Here is a 25,611-nt window from a genome sequence, read left to right on the forward strand (position 1 = left end):
AGTAAGGCAAGCCTCACGATTCCGCCCATCGAGTGCGGCCCAGGGAGTGCCGACTATTTATCTCGATGTCGAGATAACTGTATCACCGCGCCGGCTTCGGCTCGGCCGACCACGCGGCCCGGACGATGAGCCAGGTGAAGACCAGCACGAGCGCATAGAGCGGCACGCCCATCAACAGGCGCATCGCGCCGAGCGCCTGCACGTTGTCGGCGAGGTAGAGCGGGACCTGCACGAGGAGCCGGGCGCCGAAGAGGCCGATCCACAGCAGGGTGAGCCCCTGCGCGAGGCGGTACTGACGCGGGCGGGTGCGCCAGGCGACACCGTCGCCCATGAGGGCACCCACGATGAGGCCGAGGGCCGGCCAGCGCACGAAGAGCGAGATCAGCAGCCCGAGGACATAGGCGCTGTTCGTCCAGAAGCCGAGCACGTAGTTGTCGCGCGCGTCGCCCGTCCAGAGCGCGAGCGCCGCGGAGAGCACGACGCCGAGGAGACCGCCGATGGCCTGCGTCGGCTGGCTCTTCGTCGCCAGTCGCACCACTGTGAACACCACGGCGAGCCCGACGGATGCCACGAGCGACGGCACGAGCGCCTCCCCCGACTCCTGGCCGAGGAAGCTCGTGAGCACCGTGTAGACGATGAGGAAGACGAGGCCCGGCACGAGCGCCTCGAGGATGCCGCGCACGCCGCCGATCGCCTTGAGGACCTCGCGGCCGTCGAGCTTCTCGTCGCGGGCGAGCGAGCCGAGGCCGGAGCGCTCGGCGGCGGCCGCGAGCTGCTCGCGGAACGCCTCCCCCGTGCTCGGCTCCGACGCGGCGTCCCCGCCGGACTCCGCCGGGGACGCCGGCGCGGCGTCCGTCGTCTCCTCGCGCTCGTCGCGCCCCGAGGCATCCGACATGGCGCTCACTTCGGGGTCGGGGCGCCCGACGCCTGCGCGGGCATCCGCAGCGGGATGAGGTCGCGCGGCGGCATCGGGGCGTTGCCGCGGACGACGACGATCGAGCGGAACAAGTCTTCCACCTGCGCGGCCGCCGACGGGTCGACCGCGGCCTCGCCGGCGATCACGCCGCGGAGGAACCAGCGCGGGCCGTCGACGCCGATGAAGCGTGCGAGGCGGAACTGCGGGGTGCCGCCCTGTCCGGCGACGACGGGGATCTGCGCGAGCAGTTCGGGACCGAACGCCCCCTCGCGCTGCGTCGTCGTGCCGCCCTGGCGGGCGATCTGCTCGGAGATCTGCGCGCGGATCTCGTGCCAGAGGCCCGAATTGCGCGGTGCCGCGAACGGCTGCACCTGCAGCGTCGAGTTCGCGAAGTCGAGGCCGATGGCGACGACGCGCTTCGACCCCTCCTCGATCTCGAGGCGGACGTGCAGGCCGTCGCGCGGCAGGATCTTCACGCCGCCGAGGTCGACGTAGGGGCGGACCGGGTTCGCCTCCGACTCGTCGAGGGGGCCGTTCTCGGCGCGGTCCTCGGGCGCGGACTTGGGCTGGTCGACCGGGACGTCGACGTTCTCGTTGTCGCTCACGCGTTCACTCCTGATTTCTCGCTGCCGAACCCCGTCGAGCCGAAGCCGCCCTCGCCGCGCTCGCTGCCGGGCAGCCGGTCGACGGGGATGAACCTGGCGCGGCTGACGGGCATCACGATGAGCTGGGCGATGCGGTCGCCCGCGTCGATGCGGTGCGGCTCGCGGGCATCCGTGTTGAGCAGCGCCACCCGGATCTCGCCGCGGTAGCCCGCGTCGATGGTGCCGGGTGCGTTGACGATGGTGATGCCGTGCTTGAAGGCGAGGCCGGATCGGGGCACGACGAACCCGACGTACCCGTCGGGCAGCGCGATCGCGACGCCGGTGCCGACCGAGGCGCGTTCGCCCGGCTCGAGCACGAGCGACTCGCTCGCGTGCAGATCGGCGCCCGCGTCGCCGGGGTGGGCGTACTGGGGGACGGCGCCCTCGGCACCCGCGGCGATGAGCACTTCGACGGATTCGGTCACCCCATGAGGGTAGTGCAGGCCGGGCGGGCGTCCGCCCCATCGCGGGATGATGCAATAGACCCATGCCGTACCGCGAGAAACTCGTCCCGACGCCCTGGATCTTCATCGCCACCGCACTGCTGATCCCCGCGTGCATCCTGATCTTCACGCCGATCGCCCTGTGGCTCGGCATCGTGATCGGCATCCTCGTGTACGTGATCACGGCGGTCGCGCTGTGGGCGACGTCGCCCGTGATCGAGGTGGGCGACGGGATGCTCCGCGCCGGCGCAGCGCGCATCGAACTGGCGCACGTCGGCGAGGTCGCCGGCTTCGACGGCGCCGCGGCGATCCGCGAGAAAGGCACCGGCCTCGACGCGCGGGCGTACCTCGTGCTGCGCGGCTGGGTGCACCCCGTGGTGCGCATTCCCGTCGTCGACGAGGCCGACCCGGTGCCGTACTGGCTCGTCTCGACCCGTCGGCCCAACGAAACGGCCGCCGCGATCAACGGATCGCGACGGCCTTCCTGAGCGTGGAGCTGCCTTAGGCGGCGCACTCCTTGCAGATCGGTCCGAGCTTGGTGTCGTGATCGATCTGCGAGCGGTGCTTCACGAGGAAGCAGCTCATGCAGGTGAACTCGTCGGCCTGCGGCGGCAGCACCACGACGTCGAGCTCGACGTCCGAGAGGTCCGCACCGGAGAGGTCGAACCCACCGGGGTTGTCGGCGTCGTCGACATCCACGACCCCCGACATCTTGTCGGGAACCCGCTCCTTCAGCGCCTCGATCGACTCCGAACCGTCGTCGTCGGTCTTGCGAGGGGCGTCGTAATCCGTTGCCATTCCCATCCATTTCCGTCTAGCGCCGACCGATCGCCTCGATCGGCGGCCATAGTCTGCAATAAAACACGTGGCATGGCAAACACCCCCGCCGCCGCGCGTTTCTCGTCATTCCCCCTGAACTTCCGGCACGCCCCGTCTATTCCCGAACGTGACCAGAGGCCCGTGGCATTCTAGGCGTCAGCAACACCGCACGGAAGGGCTCGCCATGCAGGAACTCACGGTGATCGGCGTGGAAGGGGGCGCGATCGTGGCCGCCTCGGACGACGGGGAACGGTTCCGGATCGCGGTCGACGAGGTGCTCTTGTCGCGCCTGCGCACGCCTTCGGCACCCATCCCTCCGGGGAGCGTGAAGCTCTCGCCGCGCGAAGTGCAGGCGAGGATTCGCAGTGGACTCTCAGCGGAGGACGTCGCCCGGGTGACCGGTGCCGACCTCGACTACATCCGCCGGTTCGAACGACCGGTGCTCGCCGAACGCGAGCACATCGTCACGACCGCGCTGGCCGTGCCGGTGCAGACCATCGGCCCGTTCGACCCGATCGACGAACCCACCACGTTCGGCACCGCCATCCGCGAACGCCTCGCCGGCTTCGGTGCGAGCGGCGAGCGCTGGGCGAGCTGGAAGGACGAGGAGACGGGCTGGATGGTCAAGCTCGAGTTCACCGTCGACGGCGTCGACCGGGATGCCCGCTGGAGCTTCGACGCGCGCCGTCAGTCGCTCGTTCCGGCGAACCCCGAGGCCACGACCCTCTCGCAGCAGCACGAGCCGCGCCCCGCCGCGCTCATCCCGCGCCTGCGCGCCGTCGCCGTGGAGCCCGGCGACGAATCGCGCTTCGACTCGGGCGCCTTCGCCATCGAGGCCGGCGACGTCGAGCCGCAGGCGAGCGACGCGCCCCAGGCCCGCTCCACGTCGAGCCCCGCGGCCACCCGCGCCGCGATCAAGCGCGCCGACGAGCCGCAAGCGCAGCTCGGCGACACGGCCGACCTCCTCGAGGCGCTCCGGCGCCGCCGGGGCGAGCGCGAGGCGCAGCAGCAGCCCGCGTCGCCGTCGTCGGGGGTGCCGCGCCAGGAGCCCGTCGCCGAGGCCGAGACGCCTGCACCCGTCGCCGAGCCCCAGCCTCTCGTCGAGGTCGAGGCCGACGCCCAGGACGACGTCAAGCAGGAGCGCCAGCGCGTCGGCAACGCCGCCGCACGCTCCCTGTGGGGCGGCAAGGGCGTCGCGACGAGTGCGCCTGCCGAGCCCGCCCGGGCGCAGAAGAAGGGCCGCGCGTCGATGCCGAGTTGGGACGAGATCGTCTTCGGCGCGCGCACGGACGACGACCTGGCCTGAGCGGGCGCGGCCGCGCAGCGACGCGCCGCTCACGAACGCCGGAGCAGGAGCGCTGCTGCGAGCCGGTGATGCAGCGCGTCTCCGGCAGTCCGCCGAGGTGACTCCCCCGCACGAAGGACGGCGGACACGGTCGGCCCGACCAGCGGTGCGGCACGGACCGAATCGGCCTCGAGGCGCACCCGCGCCCAAGCATCCCGAAGGCGATCGCCGGCGCTTCCGCCGACCGCTCACCCGGAGGGCCGACTAGGCCGACTTCTCCTGGCGGCGCGGCTTGGCCGGCACGATCGTCGGGGCCGCGTTGTCGAGGACGGCTGCACGGGTGACGACCACACGGGCGACGCCGGTGGCCGAGGGCACCTCGAACATGATCGGGCCGAGCACTTCCTCCATGATCGCCCGGAGCCCGCGTGCGCCGGTCTGGCGGAGCACCGCGAGGTCGGCGATCGCCTCGAGCGCCTCCTGTTCGAAGTCGAGGGCGACGCCGTCGATCTCGAACATGCGCTGGTACTGCTTCACGAGCGCGTTGCGCGGCTCCGTGAGGATCTCCATGAGCGCATCGCGGTCGAGCGGCGAGACGGTCGTCACGACGGGCAGACGGCCGATGAACTCGGGGATGAGCCCGAACTTGTGCAGGTCTTCGGGGAGCACCTCGCTGAACAGGTCGGCCTCGGCCGCCTTGTCGTGCAGGTGGGCGCCGAACCCGATGCCGCGCTTGCCGGCGCGCGCCGAGATGATGTCCTCCAGGCCCGCGAAGGCGCCGGCCACGATGAACAGCACGTTCGTCGTGTCGATCTGGATGAACTCCTGGTGCGGGTGCTTGCGGCCGCCCTGCGGCGGCACCGAGGCGACCGTGCCCTCGAGGATCTTCAGCAGCGCCTGCTGCACGCCCTCGCCGGAGACGTCGCGCGTGATCGACGGGTTCTCGGCCTTGCGGGCGATCTTGTCGACCTCGTCGATGTAGATGATGCCCGTCTCGGCCCGCTTGACGTCGTAGTCGGCGGCCTGGATGAGCTTCAGGAGGATGTTCTCGACGTCCTCGCCGACGTAGCCGGCCTCGGTGAGCGCCGTGGCGTCGGCGACCGCGAACGGCACGTTGAGGCGCTTCGCGAGCGTCTGCGCGAGGTAGGTCTTGCCGCAGCCCGTGGGGCCGATCAGCAGGATGTTCGACTTGGCGATCTCGACCTCGTCGCGCTTCTGCTCGGCCGGGGTGAGCGCCTGGTGGGCGCGGATGCGCTTGTAGTGGTTGTAGACCGCGACGGCCAGCGAACGCTTCGCCGCGTCCTGGCCGATGACGTACTCCTCGAGGAAGGAGAAGATCTCCTTCGGCTTCGGCAGTTCGAACTCGCCGGCGGTCTCCGCGCCGTTCTCGGCGAGCCGCTCTTCGATGATCTCGTTGCAGAGCTCGACGCACTCGTCGCAGATGTACACGCCGGGACCGGCGATGAGCTGCTGGACCTGCTTCTGGCTCTTGCCGCAGAAATTGCACTTGAGCAGATCGGCGCTCTCTCCGATACGTGCCATCCCAGCCTCCCTCCGGACCGTGGTTCGAGCCTAACCCGCATCCGGGCCCTCGGGGCGGAACCCGGCGAAACGGGGACGGGCGCGCCGCCCGGCGAACCGTTCGCCCTCCGTGAACGCGAACAGGCGCCCGGCCGGAGCCGGGCGCCTGTCAGCGCGTCGTGGAGGTCAGCGGCCGATCGCCGGCGCCTGCACCTTGCGGGTCGTGAGGACCTGGTCGATGAGCCCGTAGTCCTTGGCCTCGGCCGCGGAGAGGATCTTGTCGCGGTCGATGTCCTTGTTGACTTCCGCGATCGAGCGGTTCGAGTGCTTCGAGAGCGTCTCCTCGAGCCACGTGCGCATGCGCATGATCTCGGCTGCCTGGATCTCGATGTCGGAGGCCTGGCCGTGGCCGGCCTCGCCGACCGCGGGCTGGTGGATCAGCACGCGGGCGTTCGGCAGGGCGAGTCGCTTGCCGGGGGTGCCGGCGGCGGCGATGACCGCCGCGGCCGAGGCCGCCTGGCCGAGCACGACCGTCATGATCTGCGGACGGATGTACTGCATCGTGTCGTAGATCGCCGTCATGGCCGTGAACGAGCCGCCGGGCGAGTTGATGTACATCATGATGTCGCGGTCGGGGTCCATCGACTCGAGCACGAGGAGCTGCGCCATGATGTCGTCTGCCGACGCGTCGTCCACCTGGACGCCCAGGAAGATGATGCGGTCCTCGAACAGCTTCGCGTAGGGGTCCTGGCGCTTGTAGCCGTAGGCGGTGCGCTCTTCGAAGCTCGGCAGGATGTAGCGCGAACCGGGCGCCTGCAGGCCGCCGTGCGCGGTACTGCCGAAGGCGGGGATTTCCATGTGTCGTTCTCTCTCTTCCTCGATGCCCTTACGCGTTCGTTCCGCCGCCGCCGGCCACGTCGAGCGCGGACTCGCGGATGTGGTCGACGAAGCCGTACTCCAGCGCCTGCTGCGCGGTGAACCAGCGGTCGCGGTCGCCGTCGGCGTTGATCTGCTCGACCGACTTGCCGGTCTGCGCCGCGGTGATCTCGGCGAGACGCTTCTTCATGTCGAGGATCAGCGCCGCCTGGGTCTGGATGTCGCTCGCGGTGCCGCCGAATCCGCCGTGGGGCTGGTGCAGCAGCACGCGCGCGTTCGGCGTGATGTAGCGCTTGCCCTTGGTGCCGGCGGTCAGCAGCAGCTGCCCCATCGAGGCCGCCATGCCGATGCCGACCGTGACGATGTCGTTGGGCACGAACTGCATCGTGTCGTAGATCGCCATGCCGGCCGTGATGGAGCCGCCAGGCGAGTTGATGTAGAGGTAGATGTCCTTCTTCGGGTCTTCCGCTGCCAGCAGCAGGAGCTTCGCGGCGATCTCGTTCGCGTTGTCGTCGCGCACCTCCGAACCGAGCCAGATGATGCGGTCCTTCAGCAGTCGATCGAAAACACTGGGGGACAGTGACGGTTCGGCCATTCCTCGCTCCGTTTCGTTGTCGCGTTGCATCGAATCTATCCGTTGGAACGCGGCCGCTCCCCGCTGTTCGCCGTAGGCGGATGAACCGCGGCGACGGGGCATCCCGAGCGGGGTTCGGATGCCTCGGAGCGTCGTTCCCCGGGGAACGACGAAGGGACCGGACAGTGCGTCCGATCCCTTCGTGCGTGCGTTCGTCCGATTACTCGGCGTCGGCCTTCTTGGCAGGCGCCTTGCGGGCCGGAGCCTTCTTGGCGGGCGCTTCGGCGGGCGTCTCGGCCTCGTCGGCGGCCGGCTTCGCGGCGGCCTTCTTGGCGGGCGCCTTCTTGGCCGGAGCCTTCTTGGCGGCCGGCTTCTCGGCCGGGGCCTCCTCGGCCTCGTCCTCGTCGTCGGCGATCGCGACGAACTCACCGAGGTCGACCGGGTTGCCCGAGGCGTCCTTCACGACGGCCTTGCCGAGCGCGACGGCGAGCGCCTTGTTGCGCGCGACCTCGCCGACCATGGCGGGGATCTGGCCCTGCTCGCTCAGCGCCTGGATGAACTCGCCCGGCTGCATGCCGTACTGCGCGGCACCCTGGATGAGGTACTGCGTGAGCTCCTCCTGCGAGACCTTGACCTCTTCGGCCTCGGCGATCGCGTCGAGCAGGATCTGCGTGCGGAACGCCTTCTGGCTCGCCTCGGTGACCTCGGCGCGGTGCTCGTCGTCTTCGAGACGGCCTTCGGACTCGAGGTGACGGTGCACCTCGTCCTCGATGACGGACTCGGCGATCGGGATCTCGACGGCCTCGAGGAGGACCTCGACGAGCTTGTCGCGCGCCTCAGAGCCCTGGCCGAAGACCTTCGACTTGGCGACCTGGTCGGCGACCGACGCGGCGAACTCCTCGTAGGTGTCGAACTCGCTCGCGATCTGCGCGAAGTCGTCGTCGGCCTCGGGGAGCTCGCGCTCCTTTACGGCCTCGATCGACACGGTGATCTCGGCGGTCTCGCCCTCGTGCTCGCCGCCGAGCAGCTTCGACTCGAAGGTCGTGGTCTCGCCGGCCGAGAGGGCGTCGAGCGCCTCGTCGATGCCCGCGAGCAGCTCGCCCGAGCCGACCTCGTAGGAGATGCCAGCGGCGGTGTCGACCTCTTCGTCGCCGATCTTGGCGACGAGGTCGAGGGTCACGAAGTCGCCGGTCTTGGCGGGGCGGTCGACCGAGATGAGCGTGCCGAAACGGCTGCGGATGCGGTCGAGTTCGGCCTGCACCTCGTCGTCGGCGGCGACGGCGTCGGCGACCTCGATCTCGAGGCCGTCGTACTTCGGCAGCTCGATCTCGGGGCGGACGTCGACCTCGATGGCGAGGAGGAGGTCGCCCGAGAAGTCGGCCTCGTTCGGCCACTCGACGATGTCGGCGGCGGGACGGCCGAGGGGGCGCACGCCCGCCTCGGCGACGGCGGCCTGGTAGAAGCCGTCGAGGCCCTCGTTGACGGCGTGCTCGATGACGGCGCCACGACCGACGCGCTGGTCGATGATGGGCGGCGGCACCTTGCCCTTGCGGAAGCCGGGCACGCTGACCTGCTCGGCGATGTGCTCGTAGGCGTGCTTGATGCTGGGCTTCAGCTCGTCCGGCGTCACCGTGATGGTGAGCTTGGCGCGAGTGGGGCTCAGCTTCTCAACCGAAGTGGTCGGCATGTCTGAAGTTCTCCTGGTTCGTGGAAGTACGTGTCGAGTCGCACGACTCGTCGGGGCGACAGGATTCGAACCTGCGACCTCCCGCTCCCAAAGCGGGCGCTCTACCAAGCTGAGCTACGCCCCGAGCCGTGCCTCAACTCGTGGACCGCAATGCCGGCACCGCGCGCAGGGCGCGCGAACCGACGGCGGACCGTCCGCCAGTCTACTGCACGCGCCCGGGGGCGTTCGTGGGGGTCATCCAGGATGACCGGAGCGCGACTTCGAGCCCGCGTGCACGGATCGCCCCTCGGCATCTTGTAGGATTGCCGAGGCCCGAGAAACCGGGCCGACGGGGATGTAGCTCAATGGTAGAGCCTCAGTCTTCCAAACTGATCACGCGGGTTCGATTCCCGTCATCCCCTCCACGAGCCCGTCGCGGCGTGCATTCCAAGCCGTTCCGATCGTCGCCGACGCCCCCTGGGCTAGGTTCGAGTCATGACCGCGGCACCGAGGGCGACGATCCGATGATCAAGTACCTGGGGTCCAAGCGCACCATGGTGCCGGTGCTCGGCCGCATCGCCGAGGCGGTCGAGGCGCGGAGCGCGGTGGACCTCTTCACCGGCACGACCCGGGTCGCGCAGGAGTTCAAGCGCCGCGGGCTCGAGGTCACCGCCGTGGATGTCGCGAGCTACAGCCGGGTGCTCGCGGAGTGCTTCATCGCCCTCGACGCCGCCGACGTCGACCTCGACGAAGTGGCATCGGCGCTCGACGAGCTCAACGCGCTGCCGGGCCGTGCGGGCTACGTCACGGCGCACTTCAGCGAGGACGCCCGCTTCTTCCAGCCGCAGAACGCCCGCCGCATCGACGCCGTGCGCGACCGCATCGAGGCCGTGTACGCGGGCACGGCGCTGCATCCGGTGCTGCTCAGCGCCCTGCTGCTCGCCGCCGACCGCGTCGACTCGACGACCGGCGTGCAGATGGCGTACCTCAAGCAGTGGGCGCCGCGATCGGCGCGCGACCTCGAGCTGCGGATGCCCGAACTGCTGCCCGGCGCGGGCGTCGCGATCCAGGGCGACGCGACCGAGCTCGCGGCCGCACTCCCCCGCACCGACCTGCTCTACCTCGACCCGCCGTACAACCAGCACCGCTACTTCACGAACTACCACGTGTGGGAGACCCTCGTGCGCTGGGACGCCCCCGAGCCCTACGGCGTCGCGCGCAAGCGCCTGGACGCCCGCGACCCGTCGACCGCGTCGGTGTTCAACCGCAAACGGCAGATGCCGGGGGCGCTCCGCCGAGTCATCCTGGATGCCCGTGCCGACACGGTCGTGCTCTCGTACAACGACGAGTCCTGGGTCGGCGCCGACGACCTGCGACGCGCATTGCTGGACGCCGGCCACGAGCACGTCGAGCTGCTCGAGTTCGACGCCAAGCGCTACGTGGGCGCGCAGATCGGCATCCACAATCAGGCGGGCGAGAAGGTCGGCACCGTCTCGCACCTGCGCAATACCGAATACCTCTTCATCGCGGGTTCCCGGGAGCGCGTCGAAACAGCCGTGGCGGCGGCCGCGGCCACGCCCGCGACGACGTCGGCGCTGCGTCTGCGACGCGCGGAACCCTCCGCCATCGCGTGAGGAACGCCAGGTCAGCCCAGCCTTCCCTCGCTTGAAATACTCGCGGGCATCCCTAACGTTGTAGAGGTACAGACATCCGGACAAGGGAAGGGGACCCGAATGACCGACATCATCACGCCCAAGGCCGGCAGCTACGCCGAAGCCGCGGAGGCCACCGCGAAGTACCTGGAGCCCGTCGTGCAGCAGCTCGTCGCGCTCGCCGTCAACGGCAAGCAGGCGCACTGGCACGTGCGCGGCGCGAACTTCGTCGCGGTGCACGAGTTCCTCGACGTGGTCGTCGACCACGCGCAGGACTTCGCCGACACCGCCGCGGAGCGCATCGTCGCCCTCGGCACGCCCGTCGCGGCGCGGGTCTCCGACGTCGCGAAGGCCGAGCCGGTCGAGCCGCACACGGGTTTCCAGACGGCCGAAGCGACCATCGCCGACGTGATCGCGCAGATCGACCTCGCCACGGCGAAGGTCAACGAGGCGATCGAGGGGCTCGAGAGCGCCGACCCGACGAGCCAGGACGTGGCCATCGAGATCCGCCGCGGTCTCGACAAGGACCGCTGGTTCCTGTTCTCGCACATCGCGAAGTGATCGAACGGATGCCGCACTCGGCATCCTGATCGACGAACGGCCCGCCCCGATGGGGCGGGCCGTTCCGCGTCTCCGGAAGCGAGCGGGCTCAGGAGCCGCGCTGGAGCCAGGCGATGACGGCGAGCACGCGGCGGTGGTCGGAGCCGGAGTCCTCCAGGCCGAGCTTCTGGAAGATCGACGTGACGTGCTTCTCGACGGCGCCGACGCCGATGAACAGGCGCGCGGCGATCGCCTGGTTCGTGCGGCCCTCCGCCATCTGCCCGAGCACGTCGCGCTCGCGCTCAGTGAGCCGTTCGAGCGGGTCGGTGCGGCGTGCGAAGAGCTCGGCGACGACCTGCGGATCGAGCACGGTGCCGCCCGCGCTCACCCGCTCGACCGCGTCGCGCAGCTCGTCGAGCGAGGACACGCGGTCTTTCAGCAGGTAGCCGACGCCGCCGCGGCCGGCCGCGAGCAGTTCGCTCGCGTAGGTGACCTCGACGTACTGGCTGAGCAGCAGCACGCCGATGCGCGGGTCGCGGCGACGCAGCTCGATCGCGGCCCGCACGCCCTCGTCGCGGAAGGTCGGCGGCATCCGCACGTCGAGCACGGCGAGCTCGGGGCGCGCCGATTCCAGGTCGGCGAGCAGGGCGTCGGCATCGCCGTAGGCGCCGACGGTGTCGAACCCGGCCTCCTCGAACAGGCGCACGAGCCCCTCGCGGAGCAGCACGGAATCCTCGGCGAGCACGACGCGCAGCGGGGCGGCAGCACTCTCTTCGCTCATGCCCCCATGCTCCCAGACGCCGACCCGGCGCCCGTCGCGCCCGCCACGGCGATCGGCAGGTGGGCGCCGATGTTCGTCGGGCCGCCGATCGGCGAGTCGACGACGAGGACGCCGCCGAGGCCCGCGACCCGCTCCGACAGGCCGTCGAGCCCGTGCCCGGGCACGCTCGTCGCGCCGCCGTCGCCGTTGTCGCCGACCCAGAGGTCGAGCCAGCTGCGGCCGAACTCGTCGGTGCGCGTCGCCGTCGTGAGCCGCACGCCGCTCGCCACGGAATGTTTGCCCGCGTTCGTGAGCAGCTCGGCGACGATGAAGTAGGCGTTGCGCTCGATCGCCGGCGGCAGTGCCGCTGCGCGGGCGCGCTGGTCGACGATCACCGGCACGGCCGAACGGGCGGCGAGGGCGTCGAGCGCCACGGCGAGGCCGCGGTCCTGCAGCAGGGGCGGCGCGACGCCGCGCGAGAGCGCACGCAACTCCTCCAGCGCCTCCGTCGTCTGCAGGCGGGCTTCGCCGAGCAGCGTGCGGGCGGCGGCCGGGTCGGTCTCGAGCCGGCGCTCGACGGCGGCGAGGTCCATCTGCAAGCGGATGAGCCGCTGCTGGGGGCCGTCGTGGATGTCGCGCTCGAGGCGCCGCAGTGCGGCGTCCTCGGCCCGGATCGCCGCGCCGCGCGAGGCATCCAGTCGCACGACCTCCTCGCGGAGCTCCTCCGACTCCCAGCGACCCAGCATGAGCCGCGCCGCGCCCCAGTGCACCGCCGTGAGGGCGCGGAGCACGTACGGCAGCGCGAGGGCGAAGAGGAGGCCGATGACGAACCAGAAGAGGGTCTCGGCGACGGGGTTGGCGAGGTTCCACGGGTTGCCGGGCATGATCCAGTCGAGCACGACCTCGTTGATCCAGATCCCGCCGCGGTCGCCGTCGGCGAAGCGACCCCAGATCCAGTAGGTCAGCCCGCCGGCGGTCACCGAGACCCACGCGATCGTGAGGCTCCACGTCACGATGGTCAGCACGAGCGAGACGATCGCGCTGTGCAGGAAGTAGAGCCAGTAGTGCAGGTCGACGAACGGCGCGAAGACGCTGCGCCAGAAGCCCGCATTCGGCGGCGTGCTCGACCAGCGCGGGCGCGGGATCTCCGGCAGGTCGGTCCAGCCGAGCCGCATGAGCTCGGCCGTGCCGAAGCCGCGCGACGTGTACAGCGACGCGACGACGAGGGGGATTCCGATGAAGAGCACGAACAGGCCCCAGCCGGTCCAGAAGAGCGTCCAGATCACGACGGCCGACACGACCGCGATCGGCAGCGTCGGCAGGAGATAGCCGAGGTGCCCCGGCACGCCGGCCCAGGCGCGTGCGTAGCCGCGGCGCTCGCGCCCGGCCGCGGGCACGGCCGCAGCCGCCCCGCCCGGTGCCGCAGTGGTGTCAACCATGTCGGTGTCCTTCCCCGTCATCCATTCTGAAGTGCTCGTCGGCGTCCTGCCCGGGTTCGACGACGAGGAATTGCCCCATCATCCCCGCGTCCTCGTGCATGAGGAGGTGGCAGTGGTACATGTACGGGTGCTCGGGATCCCCCGGCCCGTCGAAGCGAACGAGCAGCGCGATCTCGGTCTCGGGCACCGCGTAGACGGTGTCCTTCCACCCCGCGAGCTCGGGCGGCGGCGGCGCGCCGCCGATCGACTCGATGCGGAACTGCGCGTCGTGCACATGGAACGAGTGCGGCAGCTTCGAGGTGTTGTGCACGATCCAGCGCTCGGTCCGGCCGCGCTCGGCCACGAGGTCGATGCGGTCGGGATCCATGCTGCGGTCGTTGATGTCGAAGCCGTGGAGGTCGAAGCGGCGCTCGATCGCGACCTCGTCCGGCCCCGGCAGGTCGGGCAGGTCCGCGAGGGCGGCCGGCACCGGTGCGGATGCCGTCAGGTCGGCGGCCGCGCGGAGCTCCAGCACGTCGAACACGTCGCGACCGCCATTCAGGCCCGCGAGCACGTCGTCGCCGCCGAGTTCGGCGGACGTCATGCGCGAGCGCAGCACGACCCGCTCCCCCGGCGTCAGGCGGACGACGACCTCCGCGCGCTCGCCCGGCGAGAGGCGCACGTGCGCCGTCTCGACGGGGGCGGCGAGCAGGCCGCCGTCGCTCGCGATCTGCTGCATGGGCCGCCCGTCGGCGAGCTCGAACCCCAGGATGCGGGCGGTCGACGCGTTGAGCAGGCGAAGGCGCACGAGTTCGGTCGTCGCCTCGAAGTACGGCGAGCGCGTGCCGTTGACGATCGTCTCGTCGCCGAGCGCCCCGGCGAACGACGTCGCACGGCCGGTGCGGCGGCCGTCGTCGTCGAACGAGACGTCCTGCACGATGAGCGGCACGTCGTCGACGCCGTACGCCGACGGCAGGCCGAGTGCGCGCTCGGCGGGGTCGTGGAGGAGGAAGAGGCCGGCGAGGCCCCGCTCGACCTGCTGCTCGGTCTCCTCGTGCGGGTGCGGGTGGTACCAGAGCGTCGCGGCGGGCTGGTCGATCGTCCACTCGGGATGCCGGCTCGCGCCGGGTTCGATCGGCTGATGCGGTCCGCCGTCGACGGCCGCGGGCAGCTGCATGCCGTGCCAGTGCAGCGTCGTCGCCTCGTCGAGGTCGTTCTGCACGTCGACGCGGACGCGCTCGCCTCGCTCGGCGACGAGGGTGGGGCCGAGGTGGTCGTCGTCGTAGCCCCAGGTCTCGCTGGGAACGCCGGGTTCGAACTCGGTCTCGCCGCGTTCGGCGGTCAGTGCGAAGACGCGCGTGCCGTCGGCGTCGAGCGTCGACGGTGCGAGGGGCGGGATCGCCAGCGGGCGGTCGAACTCGACCTTCCCGGACGTGTCGACCACGGCCGGTCCGACGAGGCCGCAGCCGGCCAGCGCGAGCGCGATGGCGCCGCCGAGGGCGGCGATCCCGATCGCGGTGGCCGCCGTGGCGCGGGGCCGCCGCAGTGCGGAGTTCGTGAGCATGCCTCCAGGCTCGCCGTCTCCGACGGCCGGGAGCAGCCGGGTGCCGCCCGTTTCCGGGGTGGGGGCAGCCCCACCCCGGCAGGCTCAACGGGCGTCGTGCGTGATGCGGCCCGCGAGGAGCGTCAGGGCGACGGGCAGCGTGCGGAGCTCGGCCGGCTCGACCCGGAGCGGGTCGGCGCCGAGCACCGCGAGGTCGGCCGCCTCGCCCACGGCGGGTCGGATGCCGCGACCGCCGGTCGACGCGGCGAGCGCGACGGCCGCCTCGATCGACTGCTCCGGATGCCACGGGGTGCGGCCGTCGCGGCTCCGTTCGACCGCGGCGGCGATGGAGATCCACGGGTCGAGCGGAGCCACCGGCGCATCGGAGCCGAGCGCGAGCTCGACCCCTGCGTCCGCGAGGTCGCGGAGCAGGAACGCGCGGTCGGTGCGGCCGGCCCAGTAACGCTCGGCGACGTCGCGGTCGTCCATGGCGTGCTCGGGCTGCACAGAGGCGACCACGCCGAGTTCCGCGAAGCGGGCGACATCCTCGTGGCGGAGCAGCTGCGCGTGCTCGACCGAGCCCTGCGCGCCCGTCGCCGCGAAGGCATCCAGGACGACCGCGTTCGCCCGGTCGCCGATGGCGTGCACGGCGACGCGGAACCCGCCCGCGCTCGCCCGCTCGAGCAGCGGGACGAGCTCGTCGAACGGCACCGTCGAGAGGCCGTGCGGATGGGCGTCGTGCGCGAGCCCCTCGTAGGGGTCGAAGCACCACGCGGTGCGCGTGTTGAGGGAGCCGTCGGTGATGACCTTGTACGGGCCGACCTCCACGAGCCCGTCGGTCCCCGCGACGACCTGCCCGGTCGCGAGCCCCAGCGCGAGGGCGCGATCGAGGTCGAGCGTGTAGACCCCGAACGCCACGCGCAGGTCGAGCGGGGAGCGCGCGGCCCTGCGGCGCCAGTCGTCCAGGTTCCAGCGCATCTCGAGGTCGGTGATGCCGGTCACGCCGCGGGCGGCGGCGGTGCGGGCGGCGTCGGCCGTCCACCCGTCGAGCACGTCGTCCTCGACGGCTTCGAGGGCGCGCAGCACGGCGAATGCGTCGTCCTCGCGCAGGAGTCCCTCGGTGGCGGGATCGGCGCCGAAGCGGGTGAGCGCCGCCCGGTTCAGCCAGGCGGAGTGCAGGTCGGCGGAGATGAGCAGCACCGGATGCCCGGCGGTGCGCTCCTCGAGCGCGGCGACGCTCGGGGCGTCCGGCCAGAGCCCGTCGCGGTACCCGAACCCGACGACGGGGTCGGGGCCCGCCGCACGGTCGCGGGCCGCACCGGCGAGCGCGACCGCCTCAGCCGCGGACGTCGCGCCCGACACGTCGAAGCGGCGGGCGGCCTGCGCCCACTGCGAGAAGTGCACGTGCCCGTCGACGAGGCCCGGGACGAGGGTGCGGCCGTCCAGGTCGAGACGCTCGACGTGTCCTCCGCCGGCGAGGGAGTCGGCCGGCCCGATGGCCGCGATGCGCCCGTCGGCGACGTGCACGTCGACGAGGTCGTCCGCACCGGCGAACCGCGCCCCGGCGAGGATGAGCTCCGCGCTCACTCGGCGACGCCCGCGGCCTCGGCGGCGCGGGCCGCACGGAGTTCGGCGTGGGTGGCGCGCATCCGCTCGGCGAGCCCCGGATGCGCGTACGGGCCGTCGCCCTCGAGCTCGGCGATCACGCGGTCGACGACGTGCGCTGGCTTGTTCTGGCTCATCTTGTCCTTCGCCGTGAACCGGGTCACGCGCATCCGGAAGCCGACCGTGCCGGACTCGATGCGCTCCGCGTAGGCGGCGTTCTCGAGGGTGCCGCGCATGCGCCGCGGTTCGGGCATCCGGTCCTCGAAGCGGTCGACGAGGTCGCCGAGCACGTCGAGGTTCTCGGGCCCCGTGAAGACCTCGGGAGTGCCGAAGAGGTGCGCGGTGACGAAGTTCCATGTGGGCACGGCCGGCGCGTCGTCGTACCAGCCGGGCGAGATGTACCCGTGGGGACCTTGCACGATCACCAGGATCTCGTGCCGGCCGAGCTCGTGGAGCTGCTCGTCGGGACGGCCGACGTGGCTAAGCAGCACGATGCCCTCGGCGTCCTCGTCGAGGACGACCGGGTAGTGGCTCGCGACCAGGCCCGCCTCGGTGTGCGAGACGATCGTCATCCAGGGGTGCTCACGGATGAGCTGCTTGACGGCCCCTTCGTCGGTCAGGGCGAAGCCGGGGTTCTGGCGCATGGGGGACTTTCCGGGTATGGGACGGGAAACGCCGGTCGAGGAGCCCGAAGGGCGCATCGAGACCTGGTGACGTACCTTACGGGGTCTCGATACGCGGCTTCACCGCTACTCGACCGGCGGAGGAGGAGCGCTTGACCGCTCCTCGATCCGCGCAAGCGGTCACGCCCGCTGGCAGAACGGGCACCAGTAGAGCTTGCGGCCGCCGAGCTCTTCGAGGGCGATGTTCGTGCCGCAGGTGCGGCACGGCAGTCCCTCGCGCTTGTAGACCCAGTGGCGGTCGGCGCGGTCGGCCATCGCGGCGCGGTACGCCTCGGGCGAGAGGCCGTCCATGGTCATCATCTGGCCGGTCTCGACGCCGATCGCGAGCAGCTTCGCCCAGTCCCGCCAGAGTTCGCGGACGACGTCCTCGGGCAGCGTCCTGCCGGGCACGTGGGGTTCGAGGCGGGCGCGGTAGAGCAGCTCGGCGCGGTAGACGTTGCCGATGCCAGCGACGACGTTCTGGTCCATCAGCAGCAGTGCGATGGGCACCCCGCGCCGGCGCACCGCGGCGGTGAAGCGATCCTCGCCGCCCTCGGGATCGAGCAGCGGGTCGGGCCCGAGCCTGGCGATGACGGTCTCGACCTGCGCGGGGTCGAGCACCTCGCACGCGGTCGGCCCGCGGAGGTCGGCGCAGACGCGGTCGGTGAGCAGCCGCACGCGCACCGCGCCGATCGGCGGCGGCGGGAACTCCTCGAGGTCGGCACCCTGCTCCGACTCGGACATCCGCAGGCGGGTCTTGCGCGGCGCACCGATCGAGGAGAGCGAGTTCTCCCCCGCCGTGTCGTAGATCGCGTCGGGGTTCGGGCCGGCCAGCACGCCCGCGTCGAGGTCCGTCCCGCGCTGGTTCGTCTGCCCCATGCGGCCGTTCGCGCTCGCGATCGTCGCATCCATCCGGATGTCTCCCGCGAAGTCCCACGCGCCGTAGATACCCAGGTGGACCCGGAGCCATCGGTCGCCCTCGAAGCCGAGGAACATCTGCTTGCCGACGGCACGGGCGTCCGTCATGACGCGCCCGTCGAGGTCGGCCGCGCCCGCGGCGAAGCGGCCCTGGGGGCTGGATGCCGCGACGGCGCTGCCGACGAAGTTGCGCTCGAACTGCCGCGCGATGCGATGGACGGAGTGGCCTTCGGGCATCCGTTCAGCCCTGCGTGAGGGGGTGGTCCTCGATGTCGCCGGTCGTCTCGTACTCGGCGATCTGCGCGATGCGACGGATGTGGCGCTCCTCGTCGCTGAAGGGCTCCGCGATGAACGCGTCGATGAAGCCGATCGCCTCCTCGACGGAGTGCTGGCGGGCGCCGATGGAGATGACGTTGGCGTCGTTGTGCTGACGGGCGAGCAGCGCCGTCGACTCGTTCCAGACGAGCGCGGCGCGGATGCCCCGCACCTTGTTCGCGGCGATCTGCTCGCCGTTGCCCGACCCGCCGAAGACGACGCCGAGCGCCTCGACGCCGGCGCGCTGGTCGGCGACCACGGCGAGCGCGGCGTCGATGCAGAACGAGGGGTAGTCGTCGAGCGCGTCGTAGACCTTCGGACCGTGGTCGATCACCTCGTGGCCGGCGCCGGCCAGGTGGTGCTGCAGCGTCGTGCTGAACTCGAGTCCCGCGTGGTCCGTGGCGATGTGGATGCGCATGGGTCCGATCCTATTCGCGGCCTCGGCGGCCGCCGTCCCCGCGACTAGGCTGGTCGGCGTTGTGCGCGGCCACGAGCCGCCTCGCCGACCAAGGAGTGCCACGTGCCTGGAGAGAATCTCACCCGTATCGAAGCCCAGGAGCGCGCCGCGCTCGTTTCGGTGCAGTCCTACGAGGTCGCCCTCGACCTCACCATCAGCGACGAGGTGTTCCGGTCGACGTCGACCGTGACCTTCAGCGCGAGCGAGGGCGCCTCGACCTTCATCGACGCCATCACGCGCACCGTGCACTCGGTGACCCTGAACGGCGTCTCCCTCGACCCGGCCGCGGTCGCCGACGGCGTCCGCATCCAGCTGAGCGGCCTCGCGGCCGAGAACGTGCTCGTCGTCGACGCCGACCACGAGTACACGAACACCGGCGAGGGCCTGCACCGCTTCGTCGACCCCGTCGACGACGAGGTCTACCTGTACACCCAGTTCGAGGTGCCGGACTCGCGGCGCGTGTTCGCCGTCTTCGAGCAGCCCGACCTCAAGGCGACCTTCGCGTTCTCGGTCATCGCGCCCGACCGCTGGCAGGTCGTCTCCAACCAGCCGACCCCCGAGCCGCTCCCCGTGGGCGAGGGCGTCGCGAAGTGGTCGTTCGAGCCGACCCCGCGCATCTCGTCCTACATCACGGCGCTCGTCGCCGGCCCGTACCAGGTCGTGCGCTCCGAGCTCACGAGCGCCGACGGCCGCGTCATCCCGCTCGGCGTCTTCAGCCGCGCCTCGCTCGCCGAGTACCTCGACGCCGACTACGTCTTCGAGAAGACCCGTCAGGGCTTCGCCTACTTCGAGGAGAAGTTCGGCGTCGTCTACCCGTTCGACAAGTACGACCAGCTCTTCGTGCCCGAGTTCAACGCGGGCGCGATGGAGAACGCGGGCGCCGTCACCTTCACCGAGACCTACGTCTTCCGCTCGAAGGTGACCGACGCGATCAAGGAGCGTCGCGTCGTCACGATCCTCCACGAGCTCGCGCACATGTGGTTCGGCGACCTCGTCACCATGACGTGGTGGAACGACCTGTGGCTCAACGAATCGTTCGCCGAGTGGGCCTCCACCATCGCCACCGCCGAGGCCACCGAGTGGACCGAGGCGTGGACGACGTTCAACTCGATGGAGAAGAGCTGGGCGTACCGCCAGGACCAGCTCCCCTCGACGCACCCGATCGTCGCGGAGATCCGCGACCTCGAAGACGTGCAGGTCAACTTCGACGGCATCACGTACGCCAAGGGCGGCTCGGTGCTCAAGCAGCTGGCCGCGTGGGTCGGCATCGACGCGTTCTTCGCGGGCGTCTCGGCGTACTTCCGGAAGCACGCGTGGGGCAACACGACCCTCGCCGACCTCCTCGCCGAACTCGAGACCGCGTCGGGCCGCGACCTGTCGACCTGGTCGAAGCTCTGGCTCGAGACCAGCGGCGTCAACACGCTGCGCCCCGAGATCGTCACGGACGACTCGGGCGTCATCACCTCGTTCGCGATCGCGCAGACCGCGCACCCGGACTACGACGTCATCCGCCCCCACCGCCTCGCGGTCGGCTTCTACGACCTCGACGGCGACGCCCTCGTGCGCACGCACCGCGTCGAGCTCGACGTCGACGGAGCGCGCACCGAGGTGCCCGAACTCGTCGGCCGCACCCGCCCCGCGCTCGTCCTCGTGAACGACGACGACCTCGCCTACGCGAAGATCCGCCTCGACGAGGCATCCTTCACGGCGGCGACCGCCCACCTCGCGAAGATCGCCGACCCGCTCGCGCGCGCCCTCGTGTGGAGCGCGGTGTGGGACGCCACGCGCGACGCCGAGCTGCCCGCCCGCGACTACCTCGAGCTCGTCGAGCGCAACGTCGCGAGCGAGACCGAGTCGACCACGCTCCGCATCGTGCTGACGCAGGCCGTGCTCGCGGCGTCCGCCTACACGGCGCCGGAGCGCAAGGCCGCGGCCCTCGGCTCGCTCGCCGACACGCTCTGGACCCTCGCGACCGAGGCCGGGGCCGGCAGCGACGCGCAGTTCCAGTTCGTGAAGTTCTTCGCCTCCATCGCGGAGACCTCGGGCAAGCTCGACGAGCTCGCCGGCCTCTTCGACGGCTCGGTGACCCTCGAAGGGCTCTCGGTCGACACCGACCTCGGCTGGGAGCTGCTCATCGGCCTCGTCGCCGCGGGCCGCGCCGGCGAGGACGAGATCGCCGCGCGCCTCGCGTCCGACAACACCGCCACGGGTCAGCAGTCGGCCGCGCACGCTCGCGCCGCCGTCCCCACCGCGGAGGCCAAGCGCGCAGCGTGGGACTCGGTGATCGCCGTCGACACCGCGCCGAACATGATCGTGCGCACGACGGGCGTCGGTTTCGGCCGCGCCGCCGCCGACCTGCTCGCGCCCTACGTCGGCGAGTACTTCGCCGTCGCGGGCACGATCTGGGAGGACCGCAGCTACCACATCGCCCAGACGATCCTGTACGGGTTCTACCCGTCCTCGCTCGCCTCGGTCGAGCTCGCCGAGGCGACGCGCGTGTGGCTGGAGGGCAACCCCGAGGCGCCCGCCGCACTGCGCCGCATCGTGATCGAGAACCTCGCGGGCGTCGACCGGGCGCTCGCCGCGCAGGCGCGGGACGCCGCCTGATGCGCCGGCCCCTCACCCGGCTCGAAGCCGAGGCCCGCGCCGAGCTCCTCACCGTGCACGGCACCGACATCGTCCTCGACGTCACGGGTGAGGGGCCGACCTTCCGCTCCACGACGACCGTGCGCTTCGCGGCGCGCGCCGGCGCTTCGACCTTCATCGAGGCGAACGCCCGCGTGGATCGCGTCGAGCTCAACGGCCGTGTCTTCGCACCGCACGAGCTCGAGGCGGCCGTCGACGGCGCCCGCATCGCGCTCGCCGGTCTCGCCGACGAGAACGTGCTCGTCGTCGCGGGCGACTTCGCATACTCGCACACCGGCGAGGGGCTCCACCGCTTCGTCGACCCCGTCGACGAGCGCGTCTACCTCTACACGCAGTTCGCGGTCGCGTTCGCGCAGAACGTGTTCGCCGTCTTCGACCAGCCCGACCTGAAGACCCGGTTCGCCCTGACGGTGACCGCGCCCTCGTCGTGGCTCGTCCGTTCCAACTCGCCGGTCGCCTCGATCGAGCCCGTCGAGGGCGCCGGCGCGGCCGCGGACGCGAGCATCCACCGCTTCGAGCCGACCCCCGTGATGTCGAGCTACATCGTGGCCCTCGCCGCGGGCGAGTACGCGGAGCGGACCGGCACCGCGACCACCCGCTCGGGCCGCGAGGTGCCGCTCGGCCTCTACACGCGCGCCTCGCTCGCGCAGTACGGCGAGCCCGACGTCATGTTCGGCGTGCTCGACCGGGGCATCCGTTTCTACGAGGATGCCTACGACGTCGACTTCCCCTACGCGAAGTACGACCAGATCTTCGTGCCCGAGTACAACTGGGGCGCCATGGAGAACATCGGCGCGGTGACCTTCAACGAGGGCTACCTCTTCCGCTCCCGCGTGCCAGAGGCCCGCCTGGAGCGCCGCGCGACGGTCATCCTGCACGAGCTCGCCCACATGTGGTTCGGCGACCTCGTCACCATGCGGTGGTGGAACGACACCTGGCTCAACGAGTCGTTCGCGACGTGGGCGTCCACGCTCGCCGCCTCCGAGACGACGGAGTTCGCCGATGCGTGGGCGACGTTCGCGACGAACGAGAAGACCGACGCGGCCGCCCAGGACCAGCTCCCCTCGACGCATCCGGTCGTCGCGATCATCGACGACACCGCGCAGACCGAGGTCAACTTCGACGCCATCACGTACGACAAGGGCGCGTCCGTGCTCAAGCAGCTCGTCGCCTTCGTCGGGCTCGAGTCGTTCCACGCGGGCGTCGGCGCCTACCTGCGCAAGCACGCGAACGGCAACGCGACGCTCGCCGACCTGCTCGCCGAGCTCGAGGATGCCTCGGGCCGCGACCTCTCGACCTGGTCGGCGCTCTGGCTCGAGACCGCCGGCGTCAACACGCTGCGCACCGAGCTCGAGACGGACGCGGACGGCGTCATCACCTCCTTCGCCGTGCTGCAGACCGCGGCCGACTCGCACCCCGTGCTCCGCCCGCACCGCCTCGCGGTCGGCGGCTACTCGCGGGTCGACGGGTCGAGCGACCCCGCCGCGCCGATCGAGCGCGTCCTCCGCATCGAGTTCGACCTCGACGGCGAGCGCACCGAGGTGCCGGAGCTCATCGGGCAGCCGCGCCCCGACGTCCTCCTCCTCAACGACGACGACCTCACCTACGCGAAGATCCGCCTCGACGAGGCCTCGACCGCGGTGCTCATCGCCTCGCTCGACTCGATCGACTCCGCGCTCGCGCGCGCCGTCGCGTGGGGCTCGCTGTGGGATGCCACCCGCGACGGCGAACTGCCTGCGACCGACTACGTGCGGCTCGCGCTCGCGAACGTCGGCCGGGAGACGCAATCGAACCAGCGCGCCCTCGTGCTCGGCCAGCTCGAACTCGTGCTCGGCCGCTACCTCGCGCCGGGCCATCGCGATGCCGTGGCCGCCGAGGCGGGCGACGCGCTCTGGGCGCTCGCGGGCCTCGCGGAGCCCGGCTCCGACGCGCAGCTGCAGTTCGTGAAGTCGTTCACGCGCATCGCGTCGACCGCCGGCCACACCGACCTCCTCGAGAGCATCCTCGACGGCTCCCTCGCCGTGCCCGGCCTGCCGGTCGACACCGACCTGCGCTGGGACCTCGTCATCGCGCTCGCCTCGCTCGGTGCCGCCGACGAGGACGCGATCGCCGCGGCCCTCGCCCTCGACGACACCGCGAAGGGCCGTCAGTTCGCCGACACGGCGCGCGCCGCACGCCCGACCCGCGAGGCGAAGGATGCCGCGTGGCGACGCGTCGTCGGCGACGAGCGCATCACGAACGACGAAGCGCGCGCGGTCGCCGCCGGCTGGCGGATCGCGCGCCCGGCGAGCCTGCTCGCCCCGAGCATCGCGGCGTACTTCGACGCGCTGCAATCGGCGTGGGCGAACCGCGGGTTCACGATCGGCACGATCATCGCGCGCTCGCTCTACCCGGCGCCGTACGCGAGCGCCGAGCTCGCCGCGGCCTCCCGCGCCTGGCTCGAGGCGAACGTCGGGCCCGACCCGCTCGTGCGCCTCGTGAGCGAGCAGCACTCGGAGCTCGAACGGGCCCTGCGGGCCCAGGTGCGCGACGCCGAAGCCCTCGCGTCCACCGAACGCTGAGGGTGCGCTCGGTAGAATTCCCCATCATGCAGAGCTCCCCCGCTGCCGCCCTCGTTCCGTTCGTCACCGCGGAGACCGGCGATGAGGTCTCCGGTCTCTGGAACCAGTTCGTGGTGTTCTGGACGACGAAATGGGACGACGTCCTCTGGACCATCGTCGCGATCGTCGTGATCGTGGTGGTCGCCCTGCTCGTGCGCTGGCTGCTGCATTTCGTCATCGTGCGCGTCGTCGACCAGATCGTCAGCGGCGTCAAGCGCAAGCAGGACGTCACCGACACCCAGGCGCTGATGGCCTCGCCCGTCGCGGCCGTGCGCACCGTCCAGCGAACCCGCACGCTCGGCACGGTGCTGACGAACATCGTCAACGTGACGATCACGATCATCGCGGTGCTCGCGATCGTGCAGACGATCAATTCCGACATCCTCGGTTCGTTCGCGCTGCTCACGGCGGCGCTCGGCGCCGGCCTCGGTTTCGGCGCCCAGAACATCGTCAAGGACGTGCTCAACGGCCTCTTCATGGTCATCGAGGACCAGCTCGGCGTCGGCGACATCGTCGACCTCGGTTTCGCGACCGGCGTCGTCGAGGAGGTGCGCATCCGCGTCACGATCGTGCGCGACGTCAACGGCACGCTCTGGTTCGTGCGCAACGGCGAGATCCTCCGCGTCGGCAACCTCTCGCAGGGCTGGGCGCGCGCCATCATCGACGTGTCGGTGCCGCGCACCGCCGACGTCGACGCCGTCGAAGGCGCCCTCCTCGACACCGCGATCGACCTCTCCCAGACGAGCAAGTGGCGCACCCGGTTCGTCGAGCGCCCCGAGGTGTGGGGCATCGAGTCCATCTCGGCGGATGCCGTCGTGCTGCGCGTCGTCGCCAAGACGCGCCCCGCCGCCAAGGACGACGTCGCCGAGGAGCTGCGCGGCCGCATCAAGCACGCCCTCGAGCAGCAGGGCGTCGACTCCGCCGCGATCGCCTCCGTGCTGCCGAGCGGCGTCGAGTCGGTCACGCGCGTGCGCGGCGCGCACCCGCCGCGCACCCGGCCCACCCCGCTCCTGCCCCCCGAGGAGCCGGCGAAGAAGGGCCGCAAGACCAAGCGAGCGGCACGCCCCGGCGTGCTCTCGACGGATGCCGCGGGCGCCGGCCGCCCGAAGACCCCCGGGATGCCGATCGTCGCGCCGGCGCGCAAGCCCGCGGCGAAGGCTCCGGCCGAGAAGGCGACGCCCTCGGAGCCGACCACGAAGTCCCCGGACGAGTCGACGAAGCGCGCCGCCGAACCGACCTCCCCCGACGAATCGAAGACGGACGACTGATGCAGCTCCAGCCCCGCCCCGGCGGCGAACCCCAGACCTCCTTCTACGACCAGATCGGCGGCAGCGCGACGTTCGCGAAGCTCGCCGACGCGTTCTACGACGGCGTCGCCGCCGATCCCGTGCTGAAGCCCATGTACCCCGAAGCCGACCTCGGTCCCGCCAAGCGGCGGCTGCAGCTCTTCCTCGAGCAGTACTGGGGCGGCCCCACCGTCTACAGCGAAGAGCGCGGCCACCCTCGCCTGCGGCTGCGCCACCAGCCGTTCAAGGTCAACCCGGATGCCCGCGACCGCTGGCTCGCGCACATGCGGGTCGCCGTCGACTCGCTCGCCCTGCCCCCTCTCGAGCACGAGATGCTCTGGGACTACCTGGAACGGGCCGCCCACGCGATGGTCAACACCTTCGAAGACTGATCGAGCACTCGCCGGTCGAGTAGCGACGCAGGAGCGTATCGAGACCCACTGCCCCGCTGATCGAGTAGGCGCC

Annotated in this window: 23 protein-coding genes and 2 tRNA genes; 9 read left to right on the top strand and 16 right to left on the bottom strand. The window is 71.3% G+C overall.

Annotated features, from left to right (window positions below; translation table 11 throughout):
- Nucleotides 1-82 precede the first annotated feature (82 nt).
- From GB864_RS02030 to dut, 3 genes are read right to left on the bottom strand one after another with little or no spacing between them, the layout of a single operon-like run.
- Complete coding sequence (locus GB864_RS02030) at nucleotides 83-895, bottom strand: DUF3159 domain-containing protein (RefSeq protein ID WP_160422738.1); 813 nt, start codon at nucleotides 893-895, stop codon at nucleotides 83-85.
- A 5-nt stretch (nucleotides 896-900) separates the two neighbouring features.
- Nucleotides 901-1,521 carry a DUF3710 domain-containing protein gene (locus GB864_RS02035; RefSeq protein WP_336603839.1) on the bottom strand — a complete coding sequence of 207 codons (621 nt, stop codon included), beginning with the start codon at nucleotides 1,519-1,521 and terminating at the stop codon, nucleotides 901-903.
- A complete protein-coding gene (dut, locus tag GB864_RS02040; RefSeq protein WP_160422686.1) occupies nucleotides 1,518-1,985 on the bottom strand; it encodes a dUTP diphosphatase in 468 nt (155 codons plus the stop codon). Before dut ends, GB864_RS02035 begins: the two co-directional genes overlap by 4 nt.
- A 62-nt stretch (nucleotides 1,986-2,047) precedes the next feature.
- On the opposite strand from dut, the gene GB864_RS02045 reads away from it, so the two are divergent.
- Nucleotides 2,048-2,491 carry a DUF3093 domain-containing protein gene (locus GB864_RS02045; RefSeq protein WP_160422687.1) on the top strand — a complete coding sequence of 148 codons (444 nt, stop codon included), beginning with the start codon at nucleotides 2,048-2,050 and terminating at the stop codon, nucleotides 2,489-2,491.
- Between the two features lie 13 nt (nucleotides 2,492-2,504).
- Here the strand turns inward: GB864_RS02045 and GB864_RS02050 are convergent, their stop codons facing one another.
- Nucleotides 2,505-2,801 carry a DUF4193 domain-containing protein gene (locus GB864_RS02050; protein ID WP_160422688.1) on the bottom strand — a complete coding sequence of 99 codons (297 nt, stop codon included), beginning with the start codon at nucleotides 2,799-2,801 and terminating at the stop codon, nucleotides 2,505-2,507.
- A gap of 205 nt (nucleotides 2,802-3,006) precedes the next feature.
- Between GB864_RS02050 and sepH the strand changes: the two genes are divergently transcribed.
- Complete coding sequence (sepH, locus tag GB864_RS02055; protein WP_160422689.1) at nucleotides 3,007-4,128, top strand: septation protein SepH; 1,122 nt, start codon at nucleotides 3,007-3,009, stop codon at nucleotides 4,126-4,128.
- 243 nt (nucleotides 4,129-4,371) lie between these two features.
- Here the strand turns inward: sepH and clpX are convergent, their stop codons facing one another.
- From clpX to GB864_RS02080, 5 genes are all read right to left on the bottom strand, one after another.
- Nucleotides 4,372-5,649 (bottom strand): ATP-dependent Clp protease ATP-binding subunit ClpX, encoded by a 1,278-nt coding sequence (clpX, locus tag GB864_RS02060; protein WP_160422690.1) that lies wholly within the window; start codon nucleotides 5,647-5,649, stop codon nucleotides 4,372-4,374.
- Nucleotides 5,650-5,814: 165 nt separating this feature from the next.
- Nucleotides 5,815-6,486, bottom strand: coding sequence for an ATP-dependent Clp protease proteolytic subunit (locus GB864_RS02065; protein WP_160422691.1), 672 nt, complete (start codon nucleotides 6,484-6,486; stop codon nucleotides 5,815-5,817).
- 28 nt (nucleotides 6,487-6,514) lie between these two features.
- Nucleotides 6,515-7,129 carry an ATP-dependent Clp protease proteolytic subunit gene (locus GB864_RS02070; protein ID WP_272898135.1) on the bottom strand — a complete coding sequence of 205 codons (615 nt, stop codon included), beginning with the start codon at nucleotides 7,127-7,129 and terminating at the stop codon, nucleotides 6,515-6,517.
- A 169-nt stretch (nucleotides 7,130-7,298) separates the two neighbouring features.
- Nucleotides 7,299-8,765, bottom strand: a complete 1,467-nt coding sequence (tig, locus tag GB864_RS02075) for a trigger factor (protein ID WP_160422693.1) — start codon at nucleotides 8,763-8,765, stop codon at nucleotides 7,299-7,301.
- A 50-nt stretch (nucleotides 8,766-8,815) separates the two neighbouring features.
- Nucleotides 8,816-8,889: transfer RNA gene (locus GB864_RS02080), tRNA-Pro, on the bottom strand.
- 206 nt (nucleotides 8,890-9,095) lie between these two features.
- Between GB864_RS02080 and GB864_RS02085 the strand changes: the two genes are divergently transcribed.
- The 3 genes from GB864_RS02085 (at nucleotide 9,096) to GB864_RS02095 (ending at nucleotide 10,957) form a co-directional block, all read left to right on the top strand.
- Nucleotides 9,096-9,169 (top strand) — tRNA-Gly (locus tag GB864_RS02085).
- 99 nt (nucleotides 9,170-9,268) lie between these two features.
- A complete protein-coding gene (locus GB864_RS02090; protein WP_160422694.1) occupies nucleotides 9,269-10,378 on the top strand; it encodes a DNA adenine methylase in 1,110 nt (369 codons plus the stop codon).
- Between the two features lie 99 nt (nucleotides 10,379-10,477).
- On the top strand, nucleotides 10,478-10,957 hold the full coding sequence (locus tag GB864_RS02095) for a Dps family protein (protein WP_160422695.1): 480 nt from the start codon (nucleotides 10,478-10,480) through the stop codon (nucleotides 10,955-10,957).
- An 88-nt stretch (nucleotides 10,958-11,045) separates the two neighbouring features.
- On the opposite strand, the gene GB864_RS02100 is transcribed toward GB864_RS02095, so the two are convergent.
- From GB864_RS02100 to GB864_RS02130, 7 genes are all read right to left on the bottom strand, one after another.
- A complete protein-coding gene (locus tag GB864_RS02100) occupies nucleotides 11,046-11,717 on the bottom strand; it encodes a response regulator transcription factor (RefSeq protein WP_160422696.1) in 672 nt (223 codons plus the stop codon).
- A complete protein-coding gene (locus GB864_RS02105; protein ID WP_160422697.1) occupies nucleotides 11,714-13,135 on the bottom strand; it encodes a sensor histidine kinase in 1,422 nt (473 codons plus the stop codon). Before GB864_RS02105 ends, GB864_RS02100 begins: the two co-directional genes overlap by 4 nt.
- Nucleotides 13,128-14,678, bottom strand: a complete 1,551-nt coding sequence (locus GB864_RS02110) for a multicopper oxidase family protein (protein WP_160422698.1) — start codon at nucleotides 14,676-14,678, stop codon at nucleotides 13,128-13,130. Before GB864_RS02110 ends, GB864_RS02105 begins: the two co-directional genes overlap by 8 nt.
- An 84-nt stretch (nucleotides 14,679-14,762) precedes the next feature.
- Nucleotides 14,763-16,244, bottom strand: coding sequence for an amidohydrolase family protein (locus GB864_RS02115; protein ID WP_160422699.1), 1,482 nt, complete (start codon nucleotides 16,242-16,244; stop codon nucleotides 14,763-14,765).
- Complete coding sequence (locus tag GB864_RS02120; RefSeq protein ID WP_160422700.1) at nucleotides 16,241-16,906, bottom strand: FMN-binding negative transcriptional regulator; 666 nt, start codon at nucleotides 16,904-16,906, stop codon at nucleotides 16,241-16,243. Before GB864_RS02120 ends, GB864_RS02115 begins: the two co-directional genes overlap by 4 nt.
- A 159-nt stretch (nucleotides 16,907-17,065) precedes the next feature.
- Nucleotides 17,066-18,079 carry an Fpg/Nei family DNA glycosylase gene (locus GB864_RS02125; protein WP_160422701.1) on the bottom strand — a complete coding sequence of 338 codons (1,014 nt, stop codon included), beginning with the start codon at nucleotides 18,077-18,079 and terminating at the stop codon, nucleotides 17,066-17,068.
- 4 nt (nucleotides 18,080-18,083) lie between these two features.
- Nucleotides 18,084-18,575, bottom strand: a complete 492-nt coding sequence (locus tag GB864_RS02130) for a ribose-5-phosphate isomerase (protein ID WP_160422702.1) — start codon at nucleotides 18,573-18,575, stop codon at nucleotides 18,084-18,086.
- 102 nt (nucleotides 18,576-18,677) lie between these two features.
- Between GB864_RS02130 and pepN (GB864_RS02135) the strand changes: the two genes are divergently transcribed.
- From pepN (GB864_RS02135) to GB864_RS02150, 4 genes are read left to right on the top strand one after another with little or no spacing between them, the layout of a single operon-like run.
- Nucleotides 18,678-21,221, top strand: coding sequence for an aminopeptidase N (pepN, locus tag GB864_RS02135; protein ID WP_160422703.1), 2,544 nt, complete (start codon nucleotides 18,678-18,680; stop codon nucleotides 21,219-21,221).
- Entirely contained in the window at nucleotides 21,221-23,821 is a 2,601-nt protein-coding gene (pepN, locus tag GB864_RS02140) for an aminopeptidase N (RefSeq protein WP_160422704.1), read from the top strand. The genes pepN (GB864_RS02135) and pepN (GB864_RS02140) overlap by 1 nt, the downstream gene beginning before the upstream one ends.
- Nucleotides 23,822-23,847: 26 nt before the next feature.
- A complete protein-coding gene (locus GB864_RS02145) occupies nucleotides 23,848-25,128 on the top strand; it encodes a mechanosensitive ion channel family protein (protein ID WP_160422705.1) in 1,281 nt (426 codons plus the stop codon).
- A complete protein-coding gene (locus GB864_RS02150) occupies nucleotides 25,128-25,538 on the top strand; it encodes a globin (protein WP_160422706.1) in 411 nt (136 codons plus the stop codon). Before GB864_RS02145 ends, GB864_RS02150 begins: the two co-directional genes overlap by 1 nt.
- The last annotated feature ends 73 nt before the right edge of the window (nucleotides 25,539-25,611 follow it).

It is taken from the genome of Agromyces seonyuensis, assembly GCF_009789225.1.
GTDB classification, from domain to species: domain Bacteria; phylum Actinomycetota; class Actinomycetes; order Actinomycetales; family Microbacteriaceae; genus Agromyces; species Agromyces seonyuensis.

Bases quoted from the DNA above. Each gene is read 5' to 3' on its own strand.
- GB864_RS02130 (WP_160422702.1), bottom strand. From the start codon at position 18,575: ATGCGCATCCACATCGCCACGGACCACGCGGGACTCGAGTTCAGCACG.
- GB864_RS02095 (WP_160422695.1), top strand. From the start codon at position 10,478: ATGACCGACATCATCACGCCCAAGGCCGGCAGCTACGCCGAAGCCGCG.
- GB864_RS02105 (WP_160422697.1), bottom strand. From the start codon at position 13,135: ATGGTTGACACCACTGCGGCACCGGGCGGGGCGGCTGCGGCCGTGCCC.
- sepH (WP_160422689.1), top strand. From the start codon at position 3,007: ATGCAGGAACTCACGGTGATCGGCGTGGAAGGGGGCGCGATCGTGGCC.
- GB864_RS02100 (WP_160422696.1), bottom strand. From the start codon at position 11,717: ATGAGCGAAGAGAGTGCTGCCGCCCCGCTGCGCGTCGTGCTCGCCGAG.
- GB864_RS02070 (WP_272898135.1), bottom strand. From the start codon at position 7,129: ATGCAACGCGACAACGAAACGGAGCGAGGAATGGCCGAACCGTCACTG.
- pepN (WP_160422704.1), top strand. From the start codon at position 21,221: ATGCGCCGGCCCCTCACCCGGCTCGAAGCCGAGGCCCGCGCCGAGCTC.
- GB864_RS02120 (WP_160422700.1), bottom strand. From the start codon at position 16,906: ATGCGCCAGAACCCCGGCTTCGCCCTGACCGACGAAGGGGCCGTCAAG.
- GB864_RS02145 (WP_160422705.1), top strand. From the start codon at position 23,848: ATGCAGAGCTCCCCCGCTGCCGCCCTCGTTCCGTTCGTCACCGCGGAG.
- GB864_RS02045 (WP_160422687.1), top strand. From the start codon at position 2,048: ATGCCGTACCGCGAGAAACTCGTCCCGACGCCCTGGATCTTCATCGCC.
- GB864_RS02030 (WP_160422738.1), bottom strand. From the start codon at position 895: ATGTCGGATGCCTCGGGGCGCGACGAGCGCGAGGAGACGACGGACGCC.
- GB864_RS02090 (WP_160422694.1), top strand. From the start codon at position 9,269: ATGATCAAGTACCTGGGGTCCAAGCGCACCATGGTGCCGGTGCTCGGC.
- GB864_RS02065 (WP_160422691.1), bottom strand. From the start codon at position 6,486: ATGGAAATCCCCGCCTTCGGCAGTACCGCGCACGGCGGCCTGCAGGCG.
- GB864_RS02150 (WP_160422706.1), top strand. From the start codon at position 25,128: ATGCAGCTCCAGCCCCGCCCCGGCGGCGAACCCCAGACCTCCTTCTAC.
- GB864_RS02050 (WP_160422688.1), bottom strand. From the start codon at position 2,801: ATGGCAACGGATTACGACGCCCCTCGCAAGACCGACGACGACGGTTCG.
- tig (WP_160422693.1), bottom strand. From the start codon at position 8,765: ATGCCGACCACTTCGGTTGAGAAGCTGAGCCCCACTCGCGCCAAGCTC.
- clpX (WP_160422690.1), bottom strand. From the start codon at position 5,649: ATGGCACGTATCGGAGAGAGCGCCGATCTGCTCAAGTGCAATTTCTGC.
- GB864_RS02125 (WP_160422701.1), bottom strand. From the start codon at position 18,079: ATGCCCGAAGGCCACTCCGTCCATCGCATCGCGCGGCAGTTCGAGCGC.
- GB864_RS02110 (WP_160422698.1), bottom strand. From the start codon at position 14,678: ATGCTCACGAACTCCGCACTGCGGCGGCCCCGCGCCACGGCGGCCACC.